Origin of the sequence: Curtobacterium sp. A7_M15, from assembly GCF_030705415.1 — a bacterium.
In the GTDB taxonomy this organism is placed as follows: domain Bacteria; phylum Actinomycetota; class Actinomycetes; order Actinomycetales; family Microbacteriaceae; genus Curtobacterium.
In genome coordinates this window covers 1-25,548 of the sequence record NZ_JAUZED010000017.1, presented here as the reverse complement: position 1 = coordinate 25,548, position 25,548 = coordinate 1, and the positions used below count along the sequence as shown (strand labels likewise).

Below are 25,548 nucleotides of genomic sequence, written 5' to 3'. Positions count from 1 at the left end.
GTCGGGGACGTGGCGGGTCCCTGTCGTGGTGGTCTCGCCCGTCCGGTTCCTAGGCTCGGGGCATGAACGAGATGCGGATCGCTGCACTGCGGCGAGAACGAGGCTGGACGCAGGAACGGCTCGCCGAGGCGAGCGGGATCGCCGTCCGGACCGTCCAACGGCTCGAGGGCGGCAAGGACGCGAGCCTCGAGACGCTGAGCGCCCTCGCCCGTGCGCTGGAGGTGCCCGTCCGCGACCTGTTCGCCGGCGAGGAGCCGTCCGGGCTGGACCCGGCCGTGCGTGGGCTCGACGAGCGGACGGCGGCCGACCAGGCGGCTCGCGACCGGGCGGTCGCGGGCTTCTGGTCGCTGTACTCCGCGATCGGCGTGGGGTTCGGCATCGCGACCGCGCTGCTCGTCGTGCTCCGGGTCTGGTCCCCGCTCGTCTTCGTCGCCGTCGGCGGGTACTGGGCCGTCGGGCGCCTGGCAGGACGCTTCCTGCTCGACTCGGTCGTCGGGCCGCGACTCGACCGCCGGTACCCGCTCGCGAGCACCACGAGCGCACGCGGTACGGGGAACAGCGCCCCGAGCGGTACCGAGACGGGTACCCGGACACCGCCGGCTGGCTGACCCCGGCGGTCCTCAGGCCCGGGAACTGACCGCGGCGAGCTCCGCCCGCGTCCGCGCGCCGAGCTTCCGGAGCAGGTTCGCCACGTGGTACTTCACCGTGTTCGGGCTGATCCCGAGGCCGTCGGCGATCTCCCGGTTGCCGATCCCGGTGGCGACGAGCCGCAGCACGTCCTGCTCGCGAGGCGTGAGGTCGGACGCCTCCGACGACACCGGTGTCCCCGCCGGCGGGTCGAGCGGGATGGCGATGTCGAGCACGGAGCCCCAGCCCGCCGTGGACGCCACGTGCAGGTCGCCGTCGAGGGCCGCGACCCGCTCGGCGATCGGCCGCACCGTGTCGTCGTGCGCGTCGAGCGTTCCGGCTCCGTCGTCGCGGAGCTGCATGAGCAGGTTCCGTCCGTCGCAGTCCCACTGGATGCGGACGCGACGCGCAGCACCCTCGTCCACCAGGGCGAGCACCGCCGTCCGCACGATCGCCCGGGCGCTGTGGGCGACGTCGCCGGGGAGTGCCCGACCGGTCGCGGGCGGTTCGACGAACTGCACGTCGAGGTCGCCGAACCGGACGAGCGGACGGAGGTCGGCGCGGAGCCGCGAGAACGCCCCGGTGACCGGTTCGAGCAGGGCTCCGCGCTGCCGGTCCGTCACGGTCCGGAGGTCGACGAGCGCCGCCGAGGCGATCTCGACGGCCTCGGCACGGGCTGCCGCGTCGCCGACCCGCGGCGACCGGAGCACGGCGAGCACGGACTCGAGGGTGAGCGCGTGCCGGTCCGCCTGCTCCGCGACCGTCCGCGCGTGGTCGGCGGCGGCGAGGCGTCCCGCGGGGTCGCGCCGCGCCTCCTGGTCGACCGACCCGGTGGCCGTCCCGTCGTCGCGCGCTCTGTCGGTCACGCGACCAACCGTACGACTCCCACCCGAGCGGGTGGGGCCACCCGATCGGACGGGAACCCCGCCGTGTCGGGTAGCGGCGACGGACCCGCGCCCGGACCACGATCGGAGCCGTGCCCGCTGCCACCGTGACCGACGCCCTCGCCCTGATCGTCCACGAGTCCGCCGACCTCGCCGAGACCGTGCGGGGCGACACCGACGCCGCGCTCGACCTGCTCAGCGGTGCCGAGCGCGTGTTCGTCCACGGGGCCGGCCGCTCCGGCCTCGCGCTCCGGATGACGGCCATGCGGCTCATGCACCTCGGACTCGCCGTGCACGTCGTCGGCGAGGTGACGACGCCGGCCGTCCGGAGGGGAGACGTCCTGCTCGTCGCGAGCGGCTCGGGGACCACCACCGGCATCGTCCAGGCGGCGCGCACCGCGGTCGACGTCGGCGCCGACGTGCTCGCCGTGTCGACGACCGACGACTCGCCGCTCGGTGCGCTCGCCGCCGTCACCCTCGTCGTCCCCGCCGCGACGAAGACGGACCGGTCGGGCAGCGCCTCCGAGCAGTACGCGGGCAGCCGCTTCGAGCAGGCCGTGGTCCTGCTCGGCGACGCGCTCTTCCACGCCCTCTGGACCCGGAGCGGACGCTCCGCCGACGACCTGTGGCCCAGCCACGCCAACCTCGAGTGAAAGGCACACCCATGCAGATCCAGTTCGCCATCGACACCCTCACCACCGAGGCCGCGCTCGACCTCGCCGCGAAGGCCGCTCCGAGCGTCGACGTCCTCGAGCTCGGCACGCCGCTCATCAAGAGCGCCGGCCTCTCCGTCATCACCGCGATGAAAGAGGCGCACCCGGACAAGACCGTGTTCGCCGACCTCAAGACGATGGACGCCGGCCAGCTCGAGGCGGACATCGCGTTCGCCGCGGGGGCCGACCTGGTCACGGTGCTCGGTGTCGCCGGCGACTCCACCATCCGCGGGGCCGTCGCCGCCGCCGAGCAGCACGGCAAGGGCGTCGTCGTCGACCTGATCGGCGTGGACGACAAGGCCGCTCGCGCCCGCGAGGTCGTCGCCCTCGGCGCGCAGTTCGTCGAGGTGCACGCGGGGCTCGACGAGCAGGCCGAGGAGGGCTTCACCTTCGCCACGCTGCTCGAGGCCGGCGAGGCGTCCGGTGTCCCCTTCTCGATCGCGGGTGGCGTGAACGCGTCGTCGATCGCGGCCGTGCAGGCGTCCGGAGCGATCATCGCCGTCGCCGGGAGCGCCATCTACAGTGCGGACGACGTCGCAGCCGCGGCGGCGGAACTGCGTGCGGCCGTCTCGGAGGCCGCGGCGGTCTGACCCGGTCCAGGAGGCGCGGGTCGACCCGGCAGGGTCGGCTCGCGCCCGCGGGCGGTAGCGTCGGGGCGTGACGATCGCGCTGCGCCGGGTGACGGCGGACGACTGGGAGACCTGGCGCCCGGTCCGGCTCGCGGCCCTCGCGGACGCACCCGGCGCCTTCGGCTCCACGCTCGCCGACTGGGCCGACGCACCCGAGCACCGGTGGCGGACCCGCCTCTCGATCCCCGGTGCACTCGACCTGCTCGCCCACGCCGAGGACGACTCCGTCGTCGGCATGGCCGGCGGCGTCCCGGGGTCCGTACCCGGCACCGCCGAGCTCATCTCGATGTGGGTCGACCCCGCTGCACGCGGCCGAGGGGTCGCCGCCGCGCTCATCCGTGCGGTCGCGACCTGGGCGGCCCGCACCGGTGCCCACACTCTCGAACTGTCCGTGATGCCGGACAACACCGGGGCCCGCCGCACGTACGAGCGCTGTGGCTTCACCGCGGCCGGGGACGCCGGAGACCCGCTGCCCGACGGTCGGCACGAGATCGTGATGCGCCGGGACCTCGCCGCCGAGCGCACGCTGGACGCCTACGAGCGCGCCGCCGACCGCTACGCCGAGCGCACCGACGACCACCGCGCCGGGCTCGTCGACGACCTGCTCGCACTCGTCCCGCTCGGGGCGCGGGTGCTCGAACTCGGGTCCGGCCCGGGGCGCGACGCCCTCGCGCTCGAGACGACCGGACTCGTCGTCGACCGGACGGACGGAGCGCGGTCGTTCGTGGACGCGCTGCGGGCCGACGGGCACGACGCCCGCCAGCTCGACGTGCGGCCGGACGCGTTCGGCGGCCCGTACGACGCCGTGTTCGCGAACGCCGTGCTCCTGCACGTCGAGCGGGGTGACCTCGGGGGAGTCCTCGCTCGGCTGCGTGACGCCGTGCACCCCGGCGGTGTGCTGGCCGCGACGGTGAAGCTCGGCGAGGGCGAGGCCTGGAGCACCCGGAAGCTCGACCGCGCCCGGCACTTCACCTACTGGACGCCCGAGCCCCTGGCCGAGGTCGTCCGCCGATCCGGCTGGACCGACGTCGACGTCCGCGAGACCACGCGCGCGGGCGCCGACGAGCGGTGGCTCACCGTCACCGCCCGACGCCCGCAGGGAGCAGGGAGACCATGAACCGAGCACTCCGCTGGACCGCCTGGGTCGTCGCCGTTGTCGTGCTGATCGCGGTGGTGTTCCTCGTCTGGGCGAACATCGTCATGCAGGGCACCCGGAGCGCGGCGCTGCAGGTCTGGCGGGACGACCGTGTGGCCGTCCGGGACGCGGGCGACGCCGTGGTGATGACCCCGACCGGCACCGCGAACGGTGTGGGCATCGTGTTCATCCCCGGCGCGAAGGTCGACCCCTACGCGTACATGGCGACGTTCCGGCAGGTCGTCGCCAGCGGGACGACCGTCGTCATCACGAAGCCGACGCTGCACCTCGCCTTCTTCGACACCCGCCCGCTGTCGACGTTCGAGTCCCACGCCCCCGACGTCCGGTCGTGGGCGGTCGGCGGTCACTCCCTGGGCGGTGTCCGTGCCTGCCAGCTGGCGAAGGACGCCGACGGGCTGCTCCTCCTCGGGAGCTACTGCGCGAACGACATCAGCCGCTCGTACATCCAGGTGCTCAGCGTCTCGGGCTCACGTGACGGCCTCTCGACGCCGGCGAAGGTGGACGCTGCCCGGCACCTGCTGCCGTCGACCGCGACGATGACCGAGATCAACGGCGCGAACCACGCGGCCTTCGGCGCCTACGGCGACCAGCCGGGGGACCGGACGGCGACGATCAGCCCCGCCGACGCGCGATCGCAGATCACCGCCGCCGTGGAACGCTGGGTCAGCGCGCTGCCCGCTGGGTCGAGCCTGCGCTGACCGCTGCCCGGACGGCCGCGAGGGCCCGCTGCGGCACGAGGCCGACGTCCTCGAGGCGGTCGAGCGGGACCCATGTCGGGTGGTACCGGTTGCCGGGTGTCGTGCGCGCGCCCTCGGGAGACGTCGGGTCGAGCACGGGTGCGTCCTCTCCGACGGCGACCTGGAGGTACACGGTCGGCGCCTCGCGGTCGAGCCCGACGGGCAGCAGCGCGAGGACCTCGCCGTCGAGTCCGGTCTCCTCGCGCAGTTCGCGGACACAGGCCTGCTGCGGCGTCTCACCGACCTCCACACCACCGCCCGGCAGGACGGCGTAGCGGCGGCCGTCCCGCTCCCGCAGGACGAGCAGCACCGCGTCGTCGCGGACCGCGACGGCCGCAGCGCGGACGCGGAGGGGGTCAGGACCGGCCATCCGCCCACCGTACGCGGTCCGGTGTCGGTGAACCGCGCCTCCTGGCGGTCGGACGGGAGGCGCGAGGCGCGCGGTCAGTCGGCCCGCGGATGCTGCTGGTCGCGACCACGGCCGCGCGTCGCGCGGGCGATGCCGTACAGCACGACGCCGACCACCAGCAGCAGTCCCGCGTACAGCCACACCTGCCCGCTCTGCTGGGTGAGCAGCAGCACGCAGGAGGCGACGCCGAGCACCGGCACGAACGTCCAGACCCGGAAGTGGTCGTGCGCCACGTGGTCCCGGCGGAGCACGAGCACGGCGACGTTCGTGCTGATGAAGACGAACAGCAGGAGGAGCACGACGGTCTCGGCCAGGACCCCGACGTCGCCGATCAGGGTGAGGAGCATCGCGACGACCGTCGTCGCGACGATGGCCGTCCAGGGGGTCCGCCGCTTCGGCAGGACACTGCCGAGCACGCTCGGCAACAGCCGTTGCTCGGCCATGCCGTAGGTCACGCGGCTCGACATGATCATCGTGAGCAGCGCACCGTTCGCCACCGCGACGAGTGCGATCAGGCTGAACACCCAGTCGGGGATCGGCACGCCGGACGCCGACACCACGGCGAGCAGCGGGCCGCTCGAGTCGGAGAGCTCCGGAGCGGGGAGGGCGATCGAGCTGGCGAGACCGACCAGGACGTACACGACGCCGGCGGTGGCCAGCGCGCCGAACAACGCCTTCGGGTACACCTTCCGGGGCTCGCGGACCTCTTCCGCGACGTTGGCGCTCGTCTCGAAGCCGACGAACGAGTAGTAGGCGACGATGGCGGCGCTCAGGGTCGCGAGCGCCGGGTTCGCATCCGCCGGGAACGCGCCGACGCGGCTCACGTCGCCGCCTCCGCCGCCGAGCATCACGGCGACGACGACGATCACGATCACCAGTCCCGACACCTCGATGACCGTCATCACGACGTTGCTCCGGAGCGAGTCCGAGATGCCGCGCGCGTTCAGGCAGGCGATCAGCGCCAGGAACACGATCGCGGTGGGGACGGGCGGCAGGTCGACGAAGGTCCCGAGGTAGTCGCCGGCGAACGCGAGCGACAGGCCGGCCGCGCTCGTGACGCCCGCGGCCAGCATGCAGAAGCCGACGAGGAACGACACCAGCGGAACCCGGTAGGCGCGTTCGGCGAACACGGCGGCACCACCGGCCCTCGGGTACTTCGTGACGAGTTCGGCGTAGGAGCCGGCGGTCAGCAGCGCGAGCAGCAGGGCGAGCACGAGCGGTGCCCACAGCGCGCCGCCGACGTCCTCCGACAGCGTCCCCATGAGGGCGTAGATGCCGGCGCCGAGGACGTCACCGAGGATGAACAGGTAGAGCAGGGGCCCGGTGATGACCTGCCTGAGCTTGGAGTCGCCGTCCTGCGCGCGTGCCGGAGCGGTGGTGTCGCTGGTCATGGTGGTGCCTTCCGTCCCGGCCAGCGTCCCGGGACGGACCTCGGCGCGCTCCCAGTCGGTGCACGGAACGCGGTTCCCCTGCACAGCGAACGAGTGTGTGAACTCTTTCCACGGGGCCCGGCGCGCCTGAACGCCGGGCCTGGAGCGGTCCTAGACTCGTCCGGAAGCACCGTCGACGACCCCGTCCCCCGGAGGGCAGCACATGACGACGCCGGACCGGCGCACTCCCGCGCGACTCGCTGACCAGCGAGCGCTCCTGTTCGACCTGGACGGCGTCCTCACCCCCACCGCGGACGTCCACATGCGCGCGTGGAGCCGGTTGTTCACGCCCTACCTCGCCCAGCACGGCGTCGCTCCGTACACCGAACAGGACTACTTCGCGTACATCGACGGCAAGCCCCGGTACGACGGGGTGCGCTCCCTGCTCGAGTCCCGTGGCATCGACCTGCCGCAGGGCACCCCGGACGACCCGCCGGACGCCGACACGGTGTGCGGGCTCGGCAACCGGAAGAACGCCGAGTTCACGGCCGAACTGGCCGAGCACGGGGTGGAGCCCTACCCCGGCTCGCTTCGGTTCCTCGTCGCCGCGATCGACGCCGGACTCTCCGTCGCCGTCGTGTCGAGCTCGGCCAACGCGGTGCAGGTGCTCCGCACGGCCGGCATCCTCGAACGCTTCCCCGTGGTGGTCGACGGCCTCGTCGCCCGCCAGGACGGCCTGGCCGGCAAGCCCGCGCCCGACACCTACCTCGACGCGGCGAGCCGGTTCGGCCTGACCGCTGCCGAGTGCGTCGTGGTCGAGGACGCAACGAGCGGGGTCGAGGCCGGCCGCAACGGCGCCTTCGGGCTCGTCGTCGGTGTCGACCGCGGTGCCGGTGCCGACGCGCTCCGAGCCCACGGGGCGGACGTCGTGGTCGGCGACCTCGACGAACTCGTCGACCAGCTGCCGGAACCGGCCACGAGCACGACGTAGGCGGGGCGGCCGGGGCGATCCGCGCCTCCAGGCCTCCCGACCCTCCCACGAACACCTCCTCCCCCACGGAGCACCATGAACCCCATCACCTCCGACCCGTTGGACCGCGTCCGCTACCCGATCGACGAGTGGGCCCTCGTCGAGACCGAGTACGCGCCGGACGAGCAGGGCGTGGCCGAGACGAACTTCGCCGTCGGCAACGGCTACCTGGGCCTGCGCGGCAACCTCGACGAAGGTCGCGGCGGCGTGCAGTACGGCACGTACATCAACGGCTTCCACGAGACCTGGCCGATCCGTCACGCAGAAGACGCCTTCGGGTTCGCGAAGACCGGGCAGACCATCATCAACGCGCCCGACGCCAAGGTGATCCGCCTGTACGTCGACGACGAGCCGCTCGTCCTGGCCGAGGCCGACATCCTCCGGCACACCCGGCGGCTGGACTTCCGCGGTGGGTACCTGTTCCGCGAGACCGAGTGGTCGACGCCCTCCGGCAAGCGGGTGCTCATCCGGTCCAGGCGGCTGGTGTCGTTCACCGACCGGCACCTGGCGGTCATTGACTACGAGGTCACCGTGCTCGACGCGGACGCCTCGATCCTGCTGTCGAGCCAGATCCTCAACCGGCAGGACGTGCAGGACGAGTACCACGCGGGCATGCGTGCGGCAGCGAACGCCTTCGACCCGCGCAAGGCCGAGGCGTTCACCGAGCGGGTGCTCGAGCCGAAGCTCAAGCGCAGCACCGGCGGCCGTTCGCTGCTCGGGTACCAGGCGGCGAGCTCGGGCATGACGATCTGCGTCGGCGTCGAGCACCACCTCGAGACCGAGAACAGCTGGGACGAGTCCTCGTCGATCGAGGACGACCTGGCGAAGCACGTCTACCGCGTGCAGGCGCGCGCCGGGCAGCCGATCCGCCTGACGAAGCACGTGGTCTACCACACCTCCCGCGGGGTCCCGGCGCGAGAACTCGCCGATCGGTGCGAGCGGACGCTCGACCGTGCCCGTGCCGAGTCCGTCGACGCCGCGTTCACGCGGCAGGCCGAGTGGATGGACGACTTCTGGGCACGCAGCGACGTCGAGATCGCCGGCCAGCCCGCGCTCCAGCAGGCGGTCCGGTGGAACCTGTTCATGCTCGCGCAGGCCACCGCCCGCACCGACGGGCACGGCATCGCGGCCAAGGGCGTGACGGGCTCCGGGTACGGCGGCCACTACTTCTGGGACATGGAGATCTACGTCCTGCCGTTCCTGTCCTACACGGCGCCGATCGTCGCCCGGAACGCCCTGCGGTTCCGCTACAACATGCTCGACGCGGCACGGTCCCGCGCCCGTGAGCTCAACCAGCACGGTGCACTGTTCCCGTGGCGGACGATCAACGGCGAGGAGTCCAGCGCCTACTACGCAGCCGGCACCGCGCAGTACCACATCGACGCGGACATCGCCCACGCGCTCATGCAGTACGTTCGCGCCTCGGACGACCGCGAGTTCCTCAAGCGTGGTGCGATCGACATCCTCGTCGAGACCGCCCGCCTGTGGGAGGACCTCGGGTTCTGGCGGTCCAACGGCGACAAGAAGTTCCACATCGACGGTGTGACCGGTCCCGACGAGTACACGACGGTCGTCGACGACAACCTCTACACCAACGTGATGGCGCGGGCGAACCTGTGGTTCGCGGTGAACGCCTGCCGCGAACTCGCGGTCGACGACCCGGAAGAGTACGACCGCATGGTGCGGCGGACCGGGCTGCAGGCGCAGGAGATCACCGACTGGGAGCACGCGGCCGAGTCGATGGAGATCCCGTTCGACCCGCACCGCGGCATCCACCCGCAGGACGCCCAGTTCCTCGACAAGGAACTCTGGGACCTCGACAACACCCCCGAGAGCAAGCGGCCGTTGCTGCTCCACTACCACCCGCTGGTGATCTACCGGTTCCAGGTGCTCAAGCAGGCGGACGTCGTGCTCGCGCTGTTCCTGCAGGGGCACGAGTTCACCGCCGCCGAGAAGCGTCGCGACTTCGACTACTACGACGCCCTCACCACCGGCGACTCCACGCTGTCGGCGGTCGTGCAGTCGATCATGGCGGCCGAGGTCGGCTACCACGACCTCGCGCTGCAGTACTTCCAGACGGCGCTGTACGTGGACCTCGCCGACCTGCACGGCAACACCACCGACGGGGTGCACATCGCATCGACGGGTGGCATCTGGGGTGCGGTCGTGAACGGGTTCGGCGGCATGCGGGACCACGGCGGTCGGATGACCTTCAACCCGCGACTGCCGAAGGACTGGGAGCGCATCACCTACCGACTGACGGTCCGTGGATCGCGCGTGCGGGTCGACCTCGAGCAGGACGCCATGACCTTCACGGTCGAGACGGGGTCCGGCTTCACGGCGTGGGTGCACAACCAGCAGTGGGACGTCACCGCCGGTGAGCCGACGGTCGTGCCGCTGCCGCACCAGGGCCCGCGGATGACCGGGCGCGCACCGACGACCGCCGACATCCAGGGCACGCTCCGCGCCGACGGCTCGGTCGTCACGGCGTCGATCCCGACCATCTCGCTCGACCGCGACCTCGAGCCGGAGGACACGACCGCCTGACACCTCCGAACGCGCCCAGGCGCACGCGGGCACCATGGCTCGCCGTGCCCCGTCGGGCCGATGGCGTCTCCCCGGGCACGGACCGTGCAACGAGAGGAGACACCATGGGCAACCGGTTCGAGGGCAAGGTGGCGATCGTCACGGGTGCCGGGTCCGGCATCGGCGAGGCGACCGCTCGGGCGTTCGTCGACGAGGGGGCGTCCGTCGTCCTGACCGACAGCGTCGACGAGAAGGTCCGGGCCGTCGGCGACAGCCTGCCGGCCGACCGGGTCGTGGCGCTCCACGCGGACGCCGCGAGCCCCACCGACTGGCAGCGGGTCGTCGACGCGGCCGTCGAGCGGTTCGACCGCATCGACGTGCTCGTGAACAACGCCGGGACGTTCAGCTCCGGCGACATCACGGACATCGCCCCCGAGGAGTGGCGACGGGTGATCGAGACCGACCTGTCCAGCGTGTTCTACGGCACGCGTGCGGCGCTGCCGTTCCTCCGTGCCACGAAGGGGTCGATCGTCAACACCTCGTCCGTGTCCGGCGAGGACGCGGACTGGCGGATGAGCCCCTACAACGCGGCGAAGGGCGGGGTCTCGAACTTCACCAAGGCCGCCGCGCTCGACAACGGGCAGTTCGGCGTCCGCGTGAACGCCGTGGCGCCCGGGCTCGTGTGGACGGACCTCACGCAGGACCAGGCGGAGGACGAGGAGCTGCAGGAGAAGTTCGAGGAGCGGATCGCCCTCGGCCGCGCCGGTCGTGCGCACGAGGTCGCGGCGGCCGTGCTGTTCCTGGCGAGCGACCAGGCGTCGTTCATCACCGGGGCGGTCCTGCCGGTCGACGGTGGCACCACCGCGAGCAACGGGCAGCCGCCGCAGGCCTGACGACGGCTCAGTCGGCGACGAGTTCGACCTTGACCCGTTCGGCGTCCTCGAGGAACGCCGCGTGGTGGTCCGGCCCGCCGGCGTGCGGATGACGGTCCTCGTAGAGGCGGCGCCATCCGTGCTCCGGCGCGGCCTGCCAGAGCCGGGCGACGTCGTCGGTGTCGCCGGCGTGGAACGCGAGGTGGCTCAGGCCGGGGCGTCGACGGTCGTGCTCACCCGGCAGCGGGGCGGTCTCGAGCACGACGTACAGGTCGCCCAGCCGCCAGCTCCGTCCATCGGGCCACCGCTGGAACGGCTCGTAGCCGAGCTCGGTCACGAGCCAGTCCCACGCGGGACCGGACACGTCGAGGTCGGCGGTGCGGAGTTCGACGTGGTGCAGACCACCCCGGCTCACAGGAGCTTCCGGAGCGTGTTCGCGTTGCGGGTCGTCGTCGTCCGCTTGAAGCGGGCGGCACCGGCCCGCTTCGCGAACGCGGTGTCCGTGCTCGCCCCCTTCGGACACGACCAGTAGACGACGCCCCCGCCACGTGCGACGCGCTCGACGGACTCGTCGACGTCGAGGTCGGCCAGCAGGTCGTCGAGGGCGCCGTCGTCGGAGCCGAACACCACGTAGTCGTGACGGTCCTCGGCGGAGGGGAACGGGAAGCCGTCCACGATCGCGGCGAGGTCGTCGTGGGGGACGAGCACGATCCAGGCGTCGTAGCCGAAGCGGTCCCGGAGCGACTGCTCGATGTCGGTCGTGAGTGCCGCAGCCGTGCCGTCCGAGCCGAACACCACGTTCCCCGATGCGAGCACGGTCCGGACGTCCTGGTAGCCGCGTTCGCGGAACAGCGCCGCGAGTTCGGCGCTCCTGATCGTGATCCCGTTGACGTTCACCCCGCGCAGCAGCGCGACCCACCTGGTCATGCCCGAACCGTACCGCGCCCCTCTGACGAGCGCAGGGTTGTCTTCAGAACGTGTTCTGAATACTCTGGTCGCGTGACCGCTCCCGCTCCCGCTCCTGCTCCAGCACCGTCCCGGCGTCGTCGCGCGGTGCAGTCCTCCGACCTCTCGCGCCACGCGAAGGAGGTCTTCGCCGCAGCCGAGCAGGAACCGCTCGAGGTGACCCGCCGCGACGGCAAGCCGCTCGTCCTGACGACGAAGGAACGCTCGGACGACGACGAGGCGGTGCTCGACATCGCCGCGCAGCTCATCGCGGCGGTGACGATCAACGAGCAGCTGCCGCTGCACGACCGTCTGGCCATCCCGTACCCGTGGCTGAAGCTGTTGAGCCGCGCCGATCAGCAGCGGTTCGCGAAGGAGATCGTCGAGGTCGCGCGCGGCTCGTTCTCGCTGCGACAACCGCGCCGGCTCCTGCTCGAGATGCAGGCGTGGCGCAACTCCGCCGAAGCCATCGCCGCTGGCTGGGACACCTCCGAGGTCGAGGTGACCGACAGCCCCGTCGTCGTCGAGAAGCCCTGACGGGTGGCCCGTCGTTCCGGGGTGGCGCGGCCGGTCCGCACCACCGAGTACACGATCGTCTTCGGGAACCGAGCAGCGGAGCACGGGTGGCGAGACGTCGTCGCCACGCAGCGGAATGCCGTGGCGGCGGCATGGGAACGGCTCACGACCGATCCGCTGACCGAGGACCTCGCGTGTCACGCGCTCCGAGGTGAGCTCGGGTCGGTGACGCGTGTCACGCGCTCCGAGGTGCGCTCGGGTCGGTGACGCACTCCGGGCGGGAGTGGGTCCGCCGGCAGTACGAGCTGCGCCGCGGTGCTCGGCTGTGGTTCACCGTCGACGAAGTGCAGATGGTCGTCCATCTCCTCGCGGTGCACACGCACCACCCGAACGCGACGAAGTGAGGCACCTCGGAGCGGTCCGAGCAGCCGTCCGGTAGACGGGACGCATGACGAACGACGCACCGACCGACGACGCTCAGGGTCCCGACGAGCAACACCGCGTGCCCGAGGGGGTCTCGGACACCACGGTCGAGGCGCTCGGCACCCTGTCGGCAGCGGTCGAGGTGATCGAGCATGCCCGAGGGCTGCTCTACGGGTTCCACCGACTGACCGGAACGGCGGACCTGAACCTCGGCGAGGCGGTGGACCAGCTCCGGAACGCGGGCCACACCGAGTTGGCGGACCGCATCGAGACCGAGCTCGTCGGGCGCAACGTCATCGCCGGCCGGTGGACGTTCCAGATCGTCGAGGACTACGACGACGGGTACTACGCCCTCGCGAAGGAACTCGAACGGACCGCTCGTGACGAGCTGGTGCAGGGACGGAAGCACCTGTTCGAGGCGGGCATGAAGGAGGACCGGCGCACGCAGGGCCGACGCCACCACGAGGCGACGCCGGCCGACCTGGCGGGCTGAGGCCGCGCCTCCCGGGCCGTGTGCCCGCGCGAAGGCGAACGCAGCACGGCCGCGCAGCGCGCGCCTCAGCCGACGCCGAGCAGCGCCTCGATCGGCCCCCGCGCGAAGTACAGCAGGAAGCCCGCCGCCACGACGTACAGCAGCCACGACACCTGACGGCCACGGCCGGACAGCAGCTTGATGAGCACCCAGCTGATGAAGCCCGCGCCGATGCCGTTCGCGATCGAGTAGGTCAGCGGCATGATCACGATCGTCAGGAACGCCGGCAGCGCAGCACCGAAGTCGGTCCAGTCGATGTCCTTCACCTGCGCCACCATGAGCGCCCCGACGACCACGAGTCCGGCGGCGGCGACCTCGAGCGGGACGACCTGGGTGAGCGGCGTCAGGAACATCGACGCCAGGAACAGCAGACCGGTGACGACCGAGGCCATGCCGGTGCGCGCACCCTCGCCGATGCCGGCGGCGGAGTCGATGAAGACGGTGTTCGACGACACCGAGGCGCCACCACCTGCGATCGCACCGGCACCCTCGACGACGAGCGCCGACTTCAGGCGCGGGAAGGTGCCGTCGGGGTTCGCGACACCGGCGGCCTTAGCGAGCCCCGTCATCGTGCCCATGGCGTCGAAGAAGTTCGTGAAGACGAGGGTGAAGACGAGCATCGACGCGGCGATCGGGCCGATGCGGGTGAAGGCGCCGAAGACGTCCGCGTGGCCGACGAGCGACAGGTCGGGCACCGCGAACAGCGCAGAGGGCAGCCCCGGCGCGTTGAGGTTCCACCCGGTCGGCGAGTCGACCGAGGTCGGGACCTTGTAGATCGCCTGCAGGATGATCGCGATGATCGTGGTCGCCACGATGCCGATGAGCAGGGCGCCCCGGACCTTGCGCGCCATCAGCGTGCCGATGATGACGAGGCCGATGAGGAAGACGATGGTCGGCAGCGCCGCGATGGAGCCGTCCTCGCCGAGCTGCAGTGGCGGGGAAGCGTTCTTCGTGGTGCGGACGAACCCGGAGTCGACCAGGCCGATGAACGCGATGAACAGACCGATGCCGACGGTGATCGCCGACTTGAGCTGTGCGGGCACGGCCGTGAAGATCATCGTCCGGATGCCGGTCAACGCCAGGATCACGATCACGACGCCGTTGATGACGACGAGGCCCATCGCCTCGGCCCAGGTGACCTGGTGCACGACGCTGACGGCGAGGAACGAGTTGATCCCGAGGCCTGCCGCGATGCCGAACGGCAGGTTCGCGATGAGGCCCATCGCGATCGTCATGAGACCGGCGACGAGTCCGGTGGCGGCGGCGACCTGGGCGTTCTGCAGCCAGCCGCCGACGACGTCCTGCGGTGCCTGGTCCTGACTGAACCCACCGAGGATGAGCGGGTTGAGGATGACGATGTACGCCATCGTCACGAAGGAGACGAGTCCGCCCCGGATCTCGCGGGGGATCGTCGAGCCGCGGTGGGTGATCGAGAAGAAGCGGTCGAGGCCGGTCGCGAAGCGGTTCCGGGGTGTGGTGTCGGTCTGCGGGGCGCTCACCGATCAAGGTTAAAGGACGCTGGGTCCCCGGCGTGTCACGGGGCTCCTCCAGGCGGCGCACGGGAGGCGCGGCTCGCCTCGACGGGGTACGTCACGCCCGGTGGCCGCTCGCGTTCTGCGGCCAGGGCTGGTGTTGGATGGACGGGTGAACGAACGTCTGGACCGTGCGCGGATCGAGGCAGCCGTGCGGGAGCTCCTGCTCGCGATCGGTGAGGACCCCGACCGTGCGGAGCTCGCGCGGACGCCCGCTCGCGTTGCCGAGTCGTACGGGGAGTTCTTCTCGGGCATCGGGACGGACGCCGTGGCGATCGCACGAGACGGCACGGTCCACGCCGAACCGGCCGACCGCGGGCAGCTCGTCATCGTGCGGGACGTGAAGTTCCGGTCCGTGTGCGAGCACCACCTGCTCCCGTTCCTCGGAGTGGCGCACCTCGCGTACGCGCCGGGCGAGCGGCTCATCGGCCTCGGCACGCTGTCCCGCGTGCTCGACGCGGTGGCCTCTCGCCCGCAGCTGCAGGAGCGGCTCGGGGAGCAGGTCGCGGCGACCATCGCCGAGGGCCTCGGGGCCGCGGGCGTGCTCGTGGTCCTCGACGCACAGCACCAGTGCGTGACGACCCGCGGGGAGCGCCAGACCGGCTCGACGACGGTCACCGTGGCGGCGACCGGCAGCCTGGCCGAGGCGGCGGGACGGGCCGAGGCGATCGCCCTGATCGGTGCCGACGCCGGCGACGGCACCGGCCACGGGGCGGACGCGTGACGACCGAGCGCGGCGAGTCGCGCCTCCAGGACCCTGCCGCCGCCGCGCCCGGGTGGGTCGTCCCCGACCTGCGCGACCCCGTACGCACCATCGGCCGTCGGACGTTCGACTTCGACCACCGCATCGCCGTGATGGCGATCGTGAACCGCACGCCCGACTCGTTCCACGACCGCGGCGCCACCTTCGCACTCGACCGTGCGGTCGAGGCCGCCGTCCGCGCGGCCGAACAGGGCGCGGACTGGGTCGACATCGGCGGCGTGAAGTTCGCCCCGGGGCCCGAGCTGCCCGCGGCCGACGAGATCGACCGCGTCGTCCCCGTCGTCCGACAGCTCGCGCAGGAGTCCGACGTGACGATCAGCGTCGACACCTTCCGCCCCGAGGTCGCCCGAGCGGCGATCGAGGCCGGCGCGAGCGTCGTCAACGACACGACCGGGCTGTCCGACCCTCGGATGGCGGCGGTCGTGGCGGACTCCGACGCGACGATCGTGATCACGCACTCCCTGGCGGAGCCCCGTCGTCCGCTGCCCGCCCCGCCGCAGTACGGCGACGTGACGACCGAGGTCGTCGGTTTCCTGCGCGAACGCGTCGAACGGGCGCTCGCCGCGGGTGTCCCGGAGTCGCGGATCGTCGTCGACCCGGGGCACGACCTCAACAAGAACACCGTGCACACGCTCGAGCTCACCCGACGCCTGCCCGAGGTCGTCGCACTCGGCTACCCGGTGCTCGCGGCGGTGTCGAACAAGGACTTCGTGGGGGAGTCGCTCGGTCGTCCCCGCGGTGAGCGACTGGCGGGGTCACTGGCCGTCGCCACCGTCAGCGCGATGCTCGGCGCCCGGATCGTCCGGATGCACGACGTGATCGAGAGCGTCGACGCGATGCGCATGGTCGAGGCGACACTCGGCTGGCGGGCACCGGTGGAAGCGCGGCACAACACGTGAGCGTCCTCCCGCCGTCGATCGCCGACCTGTCCGACGACGAGCTGCTCGAGCTGTACACGGCAGGGGCGACCGCGCCCTGGCTGCGGGTGAACTTCGTGACGACGCTCGACGGCTCGGCGACGGCCGGTGGGGACGGGGTCTCGGGCTCGCTCGGCGGGCCGGACGACCTGCGCGTGTTCGACCTGCTGCGTCGGGTCGCCGACGTGGTGCTGGTCGCCGCCGGGACCGTCCGTGACGAGGGCTACGGTCCGATGGTGCTGCACGACCGGGACGTGGCCTGGCGACGGGCGCACGGGATGCCCGACCACCCGGTCTTCGCGATCGTGTCCGGCTCGCTGTCCCTCGACCCGGCGTCCCGGGTGTTCACCGAGGCGCCGGTCCGGCCGATCGTGCTCACCTCGGCCACGGCGGCGGCGTCCCCGCACGCCACGGCGCTGCGGGCGGTCGCGGACGTCGTGCCGTGCAGCTCCGACGACGATCGGGACACCGTGGACGCCGTCGCCCTGCGGGACGCCCTGTTGGCGCGCGACCTCGGCACGGTGCACTGCGAGGGCGGGCCGAGGTTCTTCGGGGCGCTCGTCGCGGCGGACCTCGTGGACGAGCTCACCCTGACGGTCGACCCCTCGCTCGAGGGCGGCGCCGGCCCGCGGATCACGCACGGCGGTTCGCCCGACCTCCGGCGCTTCCGGCCGGCCCACGTGCTGCTCGGCGCCGCCGGCGTGTTGTTGACCCGGTACGTCCGGGTCCGCGACCGCGACCGGGTCCGCGACCTCGACGAGTGAGCAGCAATCGTCGGGTGCCCGGAGCGTGCTCGACGATTCCTGCTCACTCGACGAGCGCGCGGCACGGCGCGCTAGGGTCGGGCGCGTGATCGACATCGTGGCGTCCGGGGTCCTCTTCGACATGGACGGGACCCTCGTCGACTCGACCGCGGTGGTCGAGGCCGCCTGGACGGGCTTCGGCACCCGGCACGACATCGACCCGCAGACGATCCTGGCGTTCTCGCACGGACGTCAGACGATCGACACCGTCCGGCACTTCCTGCCCGACCTGCCGCTCGACGAGCAGCACCGCATCGTCGACGAGATGATCGCGGCGGAGGTCGACAACGTCGACGGCATCCTCGAGGTCCCCGGAGCCGCCGCGTTCGTGTCGCGTCTGGTCGACGCCGAGGTGCCGGTCGCCCTCGTCACGAGCGCTCCGCGGGACCTCGCCGTCAACCGGATGCGGGCCGCCGGGGTGCACGTGCCGGAGGTGCTCGTCGCCTCCGAGGACGTCGAGCACGGCAAACCGCACCCGGACGGGTACCTGCGCGGCGCCGCACTGCTCGGCGTCGACGCCGCCGACTGCGTGGCGTTCGAGGACGCACCCGCGGGGCTCGAGGCCGCGATCGCCTCCGGGGCGACGACCGTCGTCGTGGGGGCGCTCGAGGGAGACGTCACCGCGGGGCTGTACCGCGTCGGGGGCTACGACGGGATCTCCGTCGAGCGAGAGGGCACGGCCTTCCGCATCCGCGGCTGACCCCGACCGGCCCGTCCGCTCGGCTCGGGGCAGTCCGCTCGACTCGGGGCAGTCCGCCCGGCTCCGTGCTGTTCACCTGGCTCCGTGCTGTCCACATGCGGAGGCGTCCAGGGGCCCCGGACGACGCTGGTGGTGCGGCCGGAACCACCGGGCCGTGGAAGGAACGATCATGGCAGCACTCGACGGCAAGAACATCCTCGTCATCTCGACGAACTACGGCGTGGAACAGGACGAGATCGTCGTCCCGATCGACCAGCTCCGTGAACGGGGCGCGAGCGTGACCGTGGCCGCGCAGGAGACCGGGGCGATCCAGACCCTCGTCGGCGACAAGGACCCGGGCAAGACGGTTGATCCGGACACCACCATCGCCGGTGTCAACGCGGGTTCGTTCGACGCGCTCGTCGTCCCCGGGGGCACGATCAACGCGGACACGCTCCGCACCGACCAGCGAGCGGTCTCCCTCGTGCAGGCGTTCGCGGGCGCGGGCAAGCCCATCGCCGCGATCTGCCACGGGCCGTGGACCCTCGTCGAGGCCGGCGTCGTGTCGGGGAAGACGATCACGTCGTACCCGTCGCTGCAGACCGACCTCCGGAACGCCGGCGCCGAGTGGGTCGACCAGGAGGTCCAGGTCGACGGTGGCCTCATCACCTCGCGGAACCCGGACGACCTGCCGGCGTTCGTCGACGCCATCGAGCAGGCGCTGACGGCCTAGACACCGGCCCGGCACCCCGGCACCGAAGCGCCCGCCGCTCAGGGCAGCGCGACGGGGCGGGCCGTGCGGAGCACCGCGGGGCCGAGGGCGAGGACGCCGTCGGACTCCGGGTCGCACCGCACACCGCCCCGCCCGCGCATCGCCCGGAACGCCCCCGGGGCCACCTCGTGGTCCATCCAGGCGCACGGGTTCGCCGGCCGGTACCCGCGGAACAGCACGGGCTCGCGGTCCCCGCTCTGCAGGGAGAACGGCTCGCCCCGGAGCGCCTCGACGTCCGCGCCACGCAGGAACACGTTGCGACGGGTCGCCACGGGGTCGACCGTCGCACCGAGTGACGCGCCGACCTGCTCGAGTCCCTCGAGTCCGATCACGGTAACCGAGGCGTGCACGTGTGCCCGCGAGGCGAAGTACCGGTCGCCGACGATCCCGAGCCCCGCTCGTACCTCGACGTGTTCGCGCAGTTCGTCGGGCTCGCCGTCCAGGACCGGCAGCGCACCGTCCGCCGGCCGCCCCTCGTACCGGTGCCGCCGCGACACCAGCAGCAGTGCGATCTCGACGTCGGTCCGGAAGGGCAGGTCGCCGGGGCCGGCCACGTCGTCCACCAGGGTCACGCGCCCCACGCTAGCCGCGCCTCCTGGCCGCCGTCACCGTGCTGCCGGACGGCTGCTGCCCTGTCTGATTTCCGCCAGTCGATGTCGGTGTCCCGTGTCAGGCTGAGCTGGTGACCACAGAACCAGACGCACTCCACGCCGAGCGCTACCGCGTCGTCGCGTCCCGCGACGCCCGGTTCGACGGGCAGTTCGTCACCGCCGTGCACTCGACCGGCATCTACTGCCGACCCTCGTGCCCGGCCCGGACGCCCCGGGAGTCCGGCGTCACCTTCTACCGCACCAGTGCCGCCGCGCACCTCGCCGGGTTCCGCGCCTGCAAGCGCTGCCTGCCCGAGGCGACGCCGGGCAGCCCCGAGTGGGACCTCCGCGAGGACGTCGCCGGTCGCGCCATGCGCCTCGTCCTCGACGGCGTCGTCGAACGCGACGGCGTGCCGGGCCTCGCCGCCCGCGTCGGCTACTCCGAGCGGCAGCTGAGCCGCATCATGACCGCCGAGCTCGGCGCCGGGCCGAAGGCGCTCAGCCGAGCGCACCGCGCACAGACCGCCCGGACCCTGCTCACCTCGTCCGACCTGCCCATCGCGGACGTCGCGTTCGCCGCCGGGTTCGCGAGCGTGCGCCAGTTCAACGAGACCGTCCGCGAGGTCTTCGCGGTCACACCCACCGAGCTCCGAGCCCGTCGCACCCTCCGACCGGTGGCGGACGGCGCGCTGCACGTGCACCTGCCGGCGCGGGCGCCGTTCGATGCGCAGGGACTCCTCGACTGGCACGCGCTCCACGCCCTGCCCCGCACCGAAGAGGTGCAGGTCGACGACACGGGGCGGGTCACGTCGTACGGACGGGTGCTCGACCTGCCAGGAGGCGCGGCCTGGTTCAGCGCCTCGGCCGCCGTCCCCGGGATGGCCGGGCGGGGGACCGGGATCGACCTGCGCGTGCGGGTCACGGACCTCGCCGACCTTCCGACCCTCGTGGCGCGGGTGCGCTCGTACTTCGACCTCGACGCCGATCCGGAAGCGGTCGACGCCGTCCTCGGCGCGGTTCCCGAGCTCGCCGACGCCGTCTCGCGGGTTCCCGGCATCCGGCTCCCCGGTGCCGTCGACCCGCACGAGATCGTGTTCCGCACCCTCATCGGTCAGCAGGTGTCCGTCGCGGCGGCGCGGACGGCCCAGGCGCGGCTCGTCGCGGCGCTCGGGTCACCGGTACCGTCCGCGATCGCGTCGGACGCCCTGCTGTTCCCGTCCGCCGCCGTCGTCGCGGACCGCGGGCACGAGGTGCTCCGCGGCCCGGCTGCCCGCGTGGACACGATCCTCCGGGTGGCCGCCGCGCTCGCCGACGGATCGCTCGTGGTCGACGGCGGGCAGTCCCTCGACGAGCTGCGTGCCGGGCTCCTCGCGGTCAAGGGCATCGGGCCATGGACCGCCGACTACGTGGCACTCCGGGTCCGCCACCACCCGGACGTCTTCCTCCACAGCGACCTCGCGGTGCGCAACGGTGCACAGGAACTCGGGCTGCCCGGATCGGCGCGTGCGCTCTCCCTATGGTCAGAGCGGGTGGCGCCGTGGCGGAGCTACCTCACGATGCACTGCTGGCGACCGATCGTCGACCGCGCGACGGCGACGGCGACGGCCGGTGCGACCCACACGACGACCGCGGCTCCGGCCGCCCGGAAGGACGAACGATGACCGATGCGACGATCCAGACGCTGGACACCCCCGACGGCCCCTTCACCGTGCTCGAGGACACCGAGGGCCGTGTCCTCGCCTCGGGCTGGACGGACGACCTGGAGCGCATCCTGGCGCGTCTCGCCGACCGGCACCGCCCGGAACGCGTGCTCGACGGCCGGGTGGCCTCGGCGGACGCCGTCGACGCGTTCTACGCGGGCGAGGTCGAGCACGCGATGCAGGTGCCCGTGCGCCAGTTCGGGACCGAGCTCTTCGCCGAGGGATGGCGGCAGCTCCGGCTGATCCCGGCGGGCGGGACGCTGACCTACACCGGGTTCGCGGCGGCGATGGGCCGACCCGACGCCGTGCGGGCCGCGGCGAGCGTGTGCGCCCGGAACGCCCCGGCGCTGTTCGTGCCGTGCCACCGCGTGCTGCGGACCGACGGCACGCTCGGCGGCTTCGCGTGGGGGCTCGACGTGAAGCGGTCCCTGCTCGAGCGGGAATCGGTGGGGACGACGGCCCTCGTCTGAGCCGGTGGGATCCGCGGCCGGACCGGCGTTCTCCCCCTCATTGCGGGTGTCGACGCGCGACCGGTCGGCTGTCATGCTCGACACAACCGACCCGCCGAGGACCAGACCCGAAGGACCGGACGCGCACCAGCGGCGCACCGCGGTCGAACCACCTTCGAGGACCCCATGGACCAGCACGTCGACCGCACGGTCGTCTCCGCGGACGGCACGGTGCTCGCCGTGTCCGAGGCCGGAGCGGGCCCGGCGCTCGTCGTCGTCGGCGGGGCGTTCGACCACCACGGCACCCCTTTCCTCACCGGGCTGACCGCGGCGCTGCAGGACCGCTACCGGGTCATCACCTACGACCGGCGCGGCCGCGGCGCGAGCGGCGACACCGAGCCGTGGGCGATCGAGCGTGAGGTCGAGGACCTCGCGGCCGTGGTGGCCGACGTCGGGGGGCCCGTCACCGCGGTCGGCCTCTGCGTGGGCGCGGGCGTGGTGTTGCACGGCCTGGCAGGCGGGGTCCGCCTCGACGCCGCCGTGCTCTGGGAGCCGCCGTACCGCGCGACCGTCGACCCGCACGCCGACGACGTCGTCTTCGCGGACGTCCTCGACGAGCACGTCGCGGTCGGTCGCCGCGCCCAGGCCGTCCGGGCGTACCTCGCGCACGTCCTCGACCTGCCCATGGGGCAGATCACCGCCCTCCGACTGAAGGGGGCGCTGTGGCGGTCCCTCGTGGTCGACGCACACGTGCTGAGCCGGGACGTCCGGGTCCTGAACGGACTCGCGATCCCCGAGCGGGTGGCAGCGGCCGTGGGCGTGCCGGTCCTCGTCGCAGCGGGCGGTGAGAGCCTCGAGTGGATGCGGCAGGCGGCCCGCGCCGTCGTCGAGGCCGTCCCGGGTTCGGAGTACACCGAGGTGCCGGGGCAGCTGCACGTGCCCACCCCCGAGGCCCTCGGCCAGCTGCTCGACCGGTCCACCGCGCGGACGGCCGCACGGCGCTGAGCACCGGGGCTGCAAGGATGGTCGTCGTGAACGCACCTCGCCTCGGACTCCTGCTCGACGTCGACGGACCCATCGCCAGCCCCGTCTCGCGGACCATCGCGATCCCGAGCATCGTCGAGGACCTCGTCGCGCTCGCCGCCGAGGGCATCCCCGTCGTCTTCAACACGGGGCGGAGCGACGCGTTCATCCGGCAGGAGGTCGTCGGCCCGCTGCTCGAGGGTGGCCTCGCGGCCGGCGGTCGTGTGCACGCCGTGTGCGAGAAGGGTGCCGTCTGGTGCTCGATCGGCCCGCAGTACGAGGGCGGCATGGGCGAGCTGACGGTCGCCGAGGACCTGGCGCTGCCACGGGACTACGCCGACGAGATGCGCGAGCTCGTCCGCGACGAGTACGCCGACCTCGTCTTCTTCGACGAGACGAAGCGCGCGATGGTCTCGATCGAGCAGCGCGTCGAGGTGCCGAACGCCACGTACCTCGCCCGCCAGCCCGAGTTCGACGCGAAGGCGATGGCCGCGCTGCAGCGACGCGGGCTCGGGGTCCGGCGGCTCGACGACGTGCGGCCCGACGCCTCCGGTGCCGTGCAGTGGCGCATCGACCCGACGATCATCTCGACCGACGTCGAATCGGACCGCAGCGGCAAGGACATGGGCGCCGAGCGGTCGCTCGAACTCCTCGCGCGGGACGGCGAGCTGCCGCTGGCGTGGCGGACGATGGGGGACTCCCGCAGCGACTACGCGATGGCGGACTGGCTGCACGCCCAGGGGCACGACGTGGCGCACGTGGACGTCCGTCCGTCCGACGGGGTCCCCGAGACGCCGTACCCCGTGCTCACGGCACCCGACGGCGTGATCCACGACGAAGCCGGAGCGCGGTTCCTGTCGGACTGGCGCCGGTCCGCCTGAGCCGAGCCGCGCCTCCCGGATCCGCGGCGACGCGGTCCGCGGGAAGCGGCTGCGTGCATCCCCGCTGTTTGCGTGCCGGGGTGGTACACCAGTAATGTCGCGGGGTCCGCCGCCAGCCGTTGACGGGAACCACCCATGGCACAGAAGCTCCGCATCAAGTCGATCGAGGCCTCGATGGCCGACTCCGAGGAGCAGGGCCGGTCCCTGAAACGCTCCCTCCGGACCTTCGATATCGCCGCGATGGGGATCGCGGTCGCCGTCGGTGCCGGCATCTTCTCGGTCGGTGCGAACGCCGCCGCGAACTTCGCCGGCCCGAGCGTCATCATCTCGTTCCTGCTCGCCGCCGTCACCTGCGGCCTGGCGATCATGTGCTACGCCGAGTTCGCCTCGACGATCCCCGTCGCCGGCTCCGCCTACACGTTCACGTACGCCACGATGGGCGAGCTGCTCGCGTGGATCGTGGGGTGGGACCTCATCCTCGAGACCCTGACCGCCAGCGCCGTGATCGCGAAGTACTGGGGCATCTACCTCAGCACCGCCTTCCAGGTGTTCGGCGTCGACCTGCCGAGCACGATCCAGCTCGGCCCGGTCCCGTTCACCTGGGGCCCGGTCCTGATCGTCGGCATCTTCACCGTGCTGCTCGCGTTCGGCACCCGCCTGTCGTCCCGGGTCTCCGCCGTCATCACGGTCATCAAGGTCGCCATCGTGGTCTTCGTCATCGTCGCCGGTGCGTTCTTCGTCAAGGCCGCGAACTTCACCCCGTTCGTCCCGCCGGCGTCGCCCGCTCGCGGTTCGGAGGGCAGCGTCTGGACCCAGTCCCTCGTGTCGTGGTTCACCGGCTCCGAGCCCGCGCAGTACGGCGTCTTCGGTCTGCTCGCCGCGGCCTCCCTCGTGTTCTTCGCGTTCATCGGGTTCGACGTCGTCGCGACCAGCGCCGAGGAGACCGAGAACCCCCAGAAGACCCTGCCCCGCGGCATCTTCATCGGCCTCGGGATCGTGACGCTGCTCTACGTCGGCGTCAGCGTCGTCATCACCGGCATGGTGTCCTACCAGCGGCTCGCGCAGGAGGACGCGCCCTCCCTCGCGTCGGCCTTCGACATCGTCGGGCTGCCGTGGGCCGCCGGCATCATCGCGATCGGCTCCCTGATCGGTCTGACCACGGTCGTCATGGTGCTGCTGCTCGGTCTGTCCCGCATCGTCTTCGCGATGAGCCGTGACGGCCTGTTGCCGCGCTGGTTCTCGAAGACGAACGAGAAGACCCAGACGCCCGTGCGCGTGCAGGTCGTCGCGGGTGTCGTCGTCGCGCTGCTCGCCGGCTTCACCGCGGTCGACAAGCTCGAGGGCATGATCAACATCGGCACGCTGTCGGCCTTCGTGCTGGTGTCGATCGGGATCATCGTGCTGCGCAAGTCGCGTCCCGACGCTCCGCGCGCCTTCCGGGTGCCGTGGTCGCCGGTGTTGCCGATCGTCTCGGCGGTGCTGTGCTTCTGGTTGATGCTGAACCTCGAGGTCGAGACCTGGCTCCGGTTCATCATCTGGCTCGTGGTCGGGTTCGCGATCTACTTCGGCTACAGCCGTCGCAACAGCCGAGTGGGCAAGGGCCTGCAGTAGCGCGGGGGGCGGCCGCCGGGCACCGGCGTCAGGCGCCGAGCGCGAGCGCCGCGCCGAACCCCAGCATGACGAGCGCGACGAGCCCGTCGAACACACGCCACGTCAGCGGCTTCGCGAACAACGGTCGCAGCAGTCGCCCGCCGAACCCGAGTGCGCCGAACCACAGGCAACTCGCGAGGACCGCCCCCACCGTCCACCACCACCGGTCCGCCGGCCCCTGCTGGTTCGCGACGGATCCGAGGAACACGAGCGTGTCCAGGTAGACGTGCGGATTGGCCCACGTGAACAGGAGCATCGTCACGACCGCGGTCCGAACGGTCGCCGCCCGACCTGGAGGCGCGGTGCGCGCCCGCCCCGCATCCGGCGTCGCGGGGGCGGTGGCGTCCCGCCCCGTCGGGGTCGCGATCACGGTCGCTTCGCGCCCCGGCGCGGGGGCGGTGGCCGCTTCGCGCCCCCTGG

Annotated in this window: 30 protein-coding genes; 22 read left to right on the top strand and 8 right to left on the bottom strand. The window is 72.3% G+C overall.

Translation table 11 applies throughout. From position 1 onward, the window contains the following. The first annotated feature begins 62 nt into the window (after window positions 1-62). Window positions 63-608: a helix-turn-helix transcriptional regulator gene (locus Q7F20_RS05310; protein ID WP_305739073.1), complete on the top strand. Its 546-nt coding sequence runs from the start codon at window positions 63-65 to the stop codon at window positions 606-608. A gap of 12 nt (window positions 609-620) precedes the next feature. Here Q7F20_RS05310 and Q7F20_RS05305 read toward each other — a convergent pair whose 3' ends face one another. Next, window positions 621-1,493 (bottom strand): LuxR C-terminal-related transcriptional regulator, encoded by an 873-nt coding sequence (locus Q7F20_RS05305; protein ID WP_305739072.1) that lies wholly within the window; start codon window positions 1,491-1,493, stop codon window positions 621-623. Window positions 1,494-1,603: 110 nt separating this feature from the next. Here Q7F20_RS05305 and hxlB point away from each other — a divergent pair, with 110 nt between their 5' ends. The 4 genes from hxlB to Q7F20_RS05285 all read left to right on the top strand — a co-directional run bounded on the left by hxlB (window position 1,604) and on the right by Q7F20_RS05285 (window position 4,707). Beyond that, entirely contained in the window at window positions 1,604-2,164 is a 561-nt protein-coding gene (gene hxlB / locus Q7F20_RS05300; protein WP_305739071.1) for a 6-phospho-3-hexuloisomerase, read from the top strand. An 11-nt stretch (window positions 2,165-2,175) separates the two neighbouring features. Continuing rightward, on the top strand, window positions 2,176-2,814 hold the full coding sequence (gene hxlA, locus Q7F20_RS05295; protein WP_305739070.1) for a 3-hexulose-6-phosphate synthase: 639 nt from the start codon (window positions 2,176-2,178) through the stop codon (window positions 2,812-2,814). 67 nt (window positions 2,815-2,881) lie between these two features. Then, window positions 2,882-3,970, top strand: a complete 1,089-nt coding sequence (locus tag Q7F20_RS05290) for a bifunctional GNAT family N-acetyltransferase/class I SAM-dependent methyltransferase (protein ID WP_305739069.1) — start codon at window positions 2,882-2,884, stop codon at window positions 3,968-3,970. Next, entirely contained in the window at window positions 3,967-4,707 is a 741-nt protein-coding gene (locus Q7F20_RS05285; RefSeq protein WP_305739068.1) for an alpha/beta hydrolase, read from the top strand. Before Q7F20_RS05290 ends, Q7F20_RS05285 begins: the two co-directional genes overlap by 4 nt. On the opposite strand, the gene Q7F20_RS05280 is transcribed toward Q7F20_RS05285, so the two are convergent. Together Q7F20_RS05280 and Q7F20_RS05275 are read right to left on the bottom strand one after the other, a co-directional pair. Continuing rightward, entirely contained in the window at window positions 4,673-5,116 is a 444-nt protein-coding gene (locus Q7F20_RS05280; RefSeq protein ID WP_305739067.1) for an NUDIX domain-containing protein, read from the bottom strand. The two genes, Q7F20_RS05285 and Q7F20_RS05280, sit on opposite strands and share 35 nt — an antisense overlap. A gap of 74 nt (window positions 5,117-5,190) precedes the next feature. Further along, entirely contained in the window at window positions 5,191-6,546 is a 1,356-nt protein-coding gene (locus Q7F20_RS05275) for an APC family permease (protein WP_305739066.1), read from the bottom strand. Between the two features lie 202 nt (window positions 6,547-6,748). Here Q7F20_RS05275 and Q7F20_RS05270 point away from each other — a divergent pair, with 202 nt between their 5' ends. The 3 genes from Q7F20_RS05270 (at window position 6,749) to Q7F20_RS05260 (ending at window position 10,974) form a co-directional block, all read left to right on the top strand. Continuing rightward, window positions 6,749-7,516: an HAD family phosphatase gene (locus tag Q7F20_RS05270; RefSeq protein ID WP_305739065.1), complete on the top strand. Its 768-nt coding sequence runs from the start codon at window positions 6,749-6,751 to the stop codon at window positions 7,514-7,516. A gap of 75 nt (window positions 7,517-7,591) precedes the next feature. Further along, window positions 7,592-10,102, top strand: a complete 2,511-nt coding sequence (locus tag Q7F20_RS05265; protein WP_305739064.1) for a glycoside hydrolase family 65 protein — start codon at window positions 7,592-7,594, stop codon at window positions 10,100-10,102. Between the two features lie 104 nt (window positions 10,103-10,206). Beyond that, window positions 10,207-10,974, top strand: coding sequence for an SDR family NAD(P)-dependent oxidoreductase (locus Q7F20_RS05260; protein ID WP_305739063.1), 768 nt, complete (start codon window positions 10,207-10,209; stop codon window positions 10,972-10,974). A 7-nt stretch (window positions 10,975-10,981) separates the two neighbouring features. On the opposite strand, the gene Q7F20_RS05255 is transcribed toward Q7F20_RS05260, so the two are convergent. Together Q7F20_RS05255 and Q7F20_RS05250 are read right to left on the bottom strand one after the other, a co-directional pair. After that, a complete protein-coding gene (locus Q7F20_RS05255) occupies window positions 10,982-11,368 on the bottom strand; it encodes a VOC family protein (RefSeq protein ID WP_305739062.1) in 387 nt (128 codons plus the stop codon). Next, a complete protein-coding gene (locus tag Q7F20_RS05250; protein WP_305739061.1) occupies window positions 11,365-11,880 on the bottom strand; it encodes a DUF1697 domain-containing protein in 516 nt (171 codons plus the stop codon). The genes Q7F20_RS05255 and Q7F20_RS05250 overlap by 4 nt, the downstream gene beginning before the upstream one ends. Window positions 11,881-11,952: 72 nt before the next feature. Between Q7F20_RS05250 and Q7F20_RS05245 the strand changes: the two genes are divergently transcribed. The 4 genes from Q7F20_RS05245 to Q7F20_RS05230 are packed head-to-tail and all read left to right on the top strand — an operon-like array spanning window position 11,953 to window position 13,330. Next, a complete protein-coding gene (locus tag Q7F20_RS05245; RefSeq protein ID WP_305739060.1) occupies window positions 11,953-12,435 on the top strand; it encodes a prevent-host-death protein in 483 nt (160 codons plus the stop codon). A 3-nt stretch (window positions 12,436-12,438) separates the two neighbouring features. Then, window positions 12,439-12,681, top strand: a complete 243-nt coding sequence (locus Q7F20_RS05240; protein WP_305739059.1) for a hypothetical protein — start codon at window positions 12,439-12,441, stop codon at window positions 12,679-12,681. Then, window positions 12,678-12,818 (top strand): hypothetical protein, encoded by a 141-nt coding sequence (locus Q7F20_RS05235; protein WP_305739058.1) that lies wholly within the window; start codon window positions 12,678-12,680, stop codon window positions 12,816-12,818. Before Q7F20_RS05240 ends, Q7F20_RS05235 begins: the two co-directional genes overlap by 4 nt. A 44-nt stretch (window positions 12,819-12,862) precedes the next feature. After that, window positions 12,863-13,330: a hypothetical protein gene (locus tag Q7F20_RS05230; protein ID WP_305739057.1), complete on the top strand. Its 468-nt coding sequence runs from the start codon at window positions 12,863-12,865 to the stop codon at window positions 13,328-13,330. 65 nt (window positions 13,331-13,395) lie between these two features. On the opposite strand, the gene Q7F20_RS05225 is transcribed toward Q7F20_RS05230, so the two are convergent. Then, on the bottom strand, window positions 13,396-14,868 hold the full coding sequence (locus Q7F20_RS05225) for an NCS2 family permease (protein ID WP_305739056.1): 1,473 nt from the start codon (window positions 14,866-14,868) through the stop codon (window positions 13,396-13,398). Window positions 14,869-15,013: 145 nt separating this feature from the next. On the opposite strand from Q7F20_RS05225, the gene folE reads away from it, so the two are divergent. From folE to Q7F20_RS05200, 5 genes are all read left to right on the top strand, one after another. Continuing rightward, window positions 15,014-15,625 carry a GTP cyclohydrolase I gene (folE, locus tag Q7F20_RS05220; RefSeq protein WP_305739055.1) on the top strand — a complete coding sequence of 204 codons (612 nt, stop codon included), beginning with the start codon at window positions 15,014-15,016 and terminating at the stop codon, window positions 15,623-15,625. Next, window positions 15,622-16,563, top strand: coding sequence for a dihydropteroate synthase (gene folP, locus Q7F20_RS05215; protein ID WP_305739054.1), 942 nt, complete (start codon window positions 15,622-15,624; stop codon window positions 16,561-16,563). Before folE ends, folP begins: the two co-directional genes overlap by 4 nt. Beyond that, a complete protein-coding gene (locus tag Q7F20_RS05210) occupies window positions 16,560-17,345 on the top strand; it encodes a pyrimidine reductase family protein (protein ID WP_305739053.1) in 786 nt (261 codons plus the stop codon). Before folP ends, Q7F20_RS05210 begins: the two co-directional genes overlap by 4 nt. An 85-nt stretch (window positions 17,346-17,430) precedes the next feature. Next, window positions 17,431-18,084, top strand: a complete 654-nt coding sequence (locus Q7F20_RS05205) for an HAD-IA family hydrolase (protein ID WP_305739052.1) — start codon at window positions 17,431-17,433, stop codon at window positions 18,082-18,084. Window positions 18,085-18,253: 169 nt separating this feature from the next. Further along, window positions 18,254-18,796, top strand: coding sequence for a type 1 glutamine amidotransferase domain-containing protein (locus Q7F20_RS05200; protein ID WP_305739051.1), 543 nt, complete (start codon window positions 18,254-18,256; stop codon window positions 18,794-18,796). 38 nt (window positions 18,797-18,834) lie between these two features. Here Q7F20_RS05200 and Q7F20_RS05195 read toward each other — a convergent pair whose 3' ends face one another. Continuing rightward, on the bottom strand, window positions 18,835-19,407 hold the full coding sequence (locus Q7F20_RS05195) for a molybdenum cofactor biosysynthesis protein (protein WP_305739050.1): 573 nt from the start codon (window positions 19,405-19,407) through the stop codon (window positions 18,835-18,837). Window positions 19,408-19,517: 110 nt separating this feature from the next. Between Q7F20_RS05195 and Q7F20_RS05190 the strand changes: the two genes are divergently transcribed. From Q7F20_RS05190 to Q7F20_RS05170, 5 genes are all read left to right on the top strand, one after another. Continuing rightward, the gene (locus Q7F20_RS05190) at window positions 19,518-21,086 is read left to right on the top strand and encodes a DNA-3-methyladenine glycosylase 2 family protein (RefSeq protein WP_305739049.1); all 1,569 of its coding nucleotides are present in this window, start codon (window positions 19,518-19,520) and stop codon (window positions 21,084-21,086) included. Next, window positions 21,083-21,595, top strand: a complete 513-nt coding sequence (locus Q7F20_RS05185) for a methylated-DNA--[protein]-cysteine S-methyltransferase (protein ID WP_305739048.1) — start codon at window positions 21,083-21,085, stop codon at window positions 21,593-21,595. The genes Q7F20_RS05190 and Q7F20_RS05185 overlap by 4 nt, the downstream gene beginning before the upstream one ends. A 165-nt stretch (window positions 21,596-21,760) precedes the next feature. Further along, entirely contained in the window at window positions 21,761-22,579 is an 819-nt protein-coding gene (locus Q7F20_RS05180; RefSeq protein ID WP_305739047.1) for an alpha/beta fold hydrolase, read from the top strand. A gap of 17 nt (window positions 22,580-22,596) precedes the next feature. Further along, the gene (locus tag Q7F20_RS05175; RefSeq protein WP_370871622.1) at window positions 22,597-23,478 is read left to right on the top strand and encodes a hypothetical protein; all 882 of its coding nucleotides are present in this window, start codon (window positions 22,597-22,599) and stop codon (window positions 23,476-23,478) included. A 135-nt stretch (window positions 23,479-23,613) separates the two neighbouring features. Next, a complete protein-coding gene (locus Q7F20_RS05170) occupies window positions 23,614-25,089 on the top strand; it encodes an amino acid permease (protein ID WP_305739045.1) in 1,476 nt (491 codons plus the stop codon). Between the two features lie 28 nt (window positions 25,090-25,117). Here Q7F20_RS05170 and Q7F20_RS05165 read toward each other — a convergent pair. Further along, the coding region (locus tag Q7F20_RS05165) for a LysE/ArgO family amino acid transporter (RefSeq protein WP_305739044.1) at window positions 25,118-25,548 on the bottom strand (431 nt) is incomplete at its 5' end.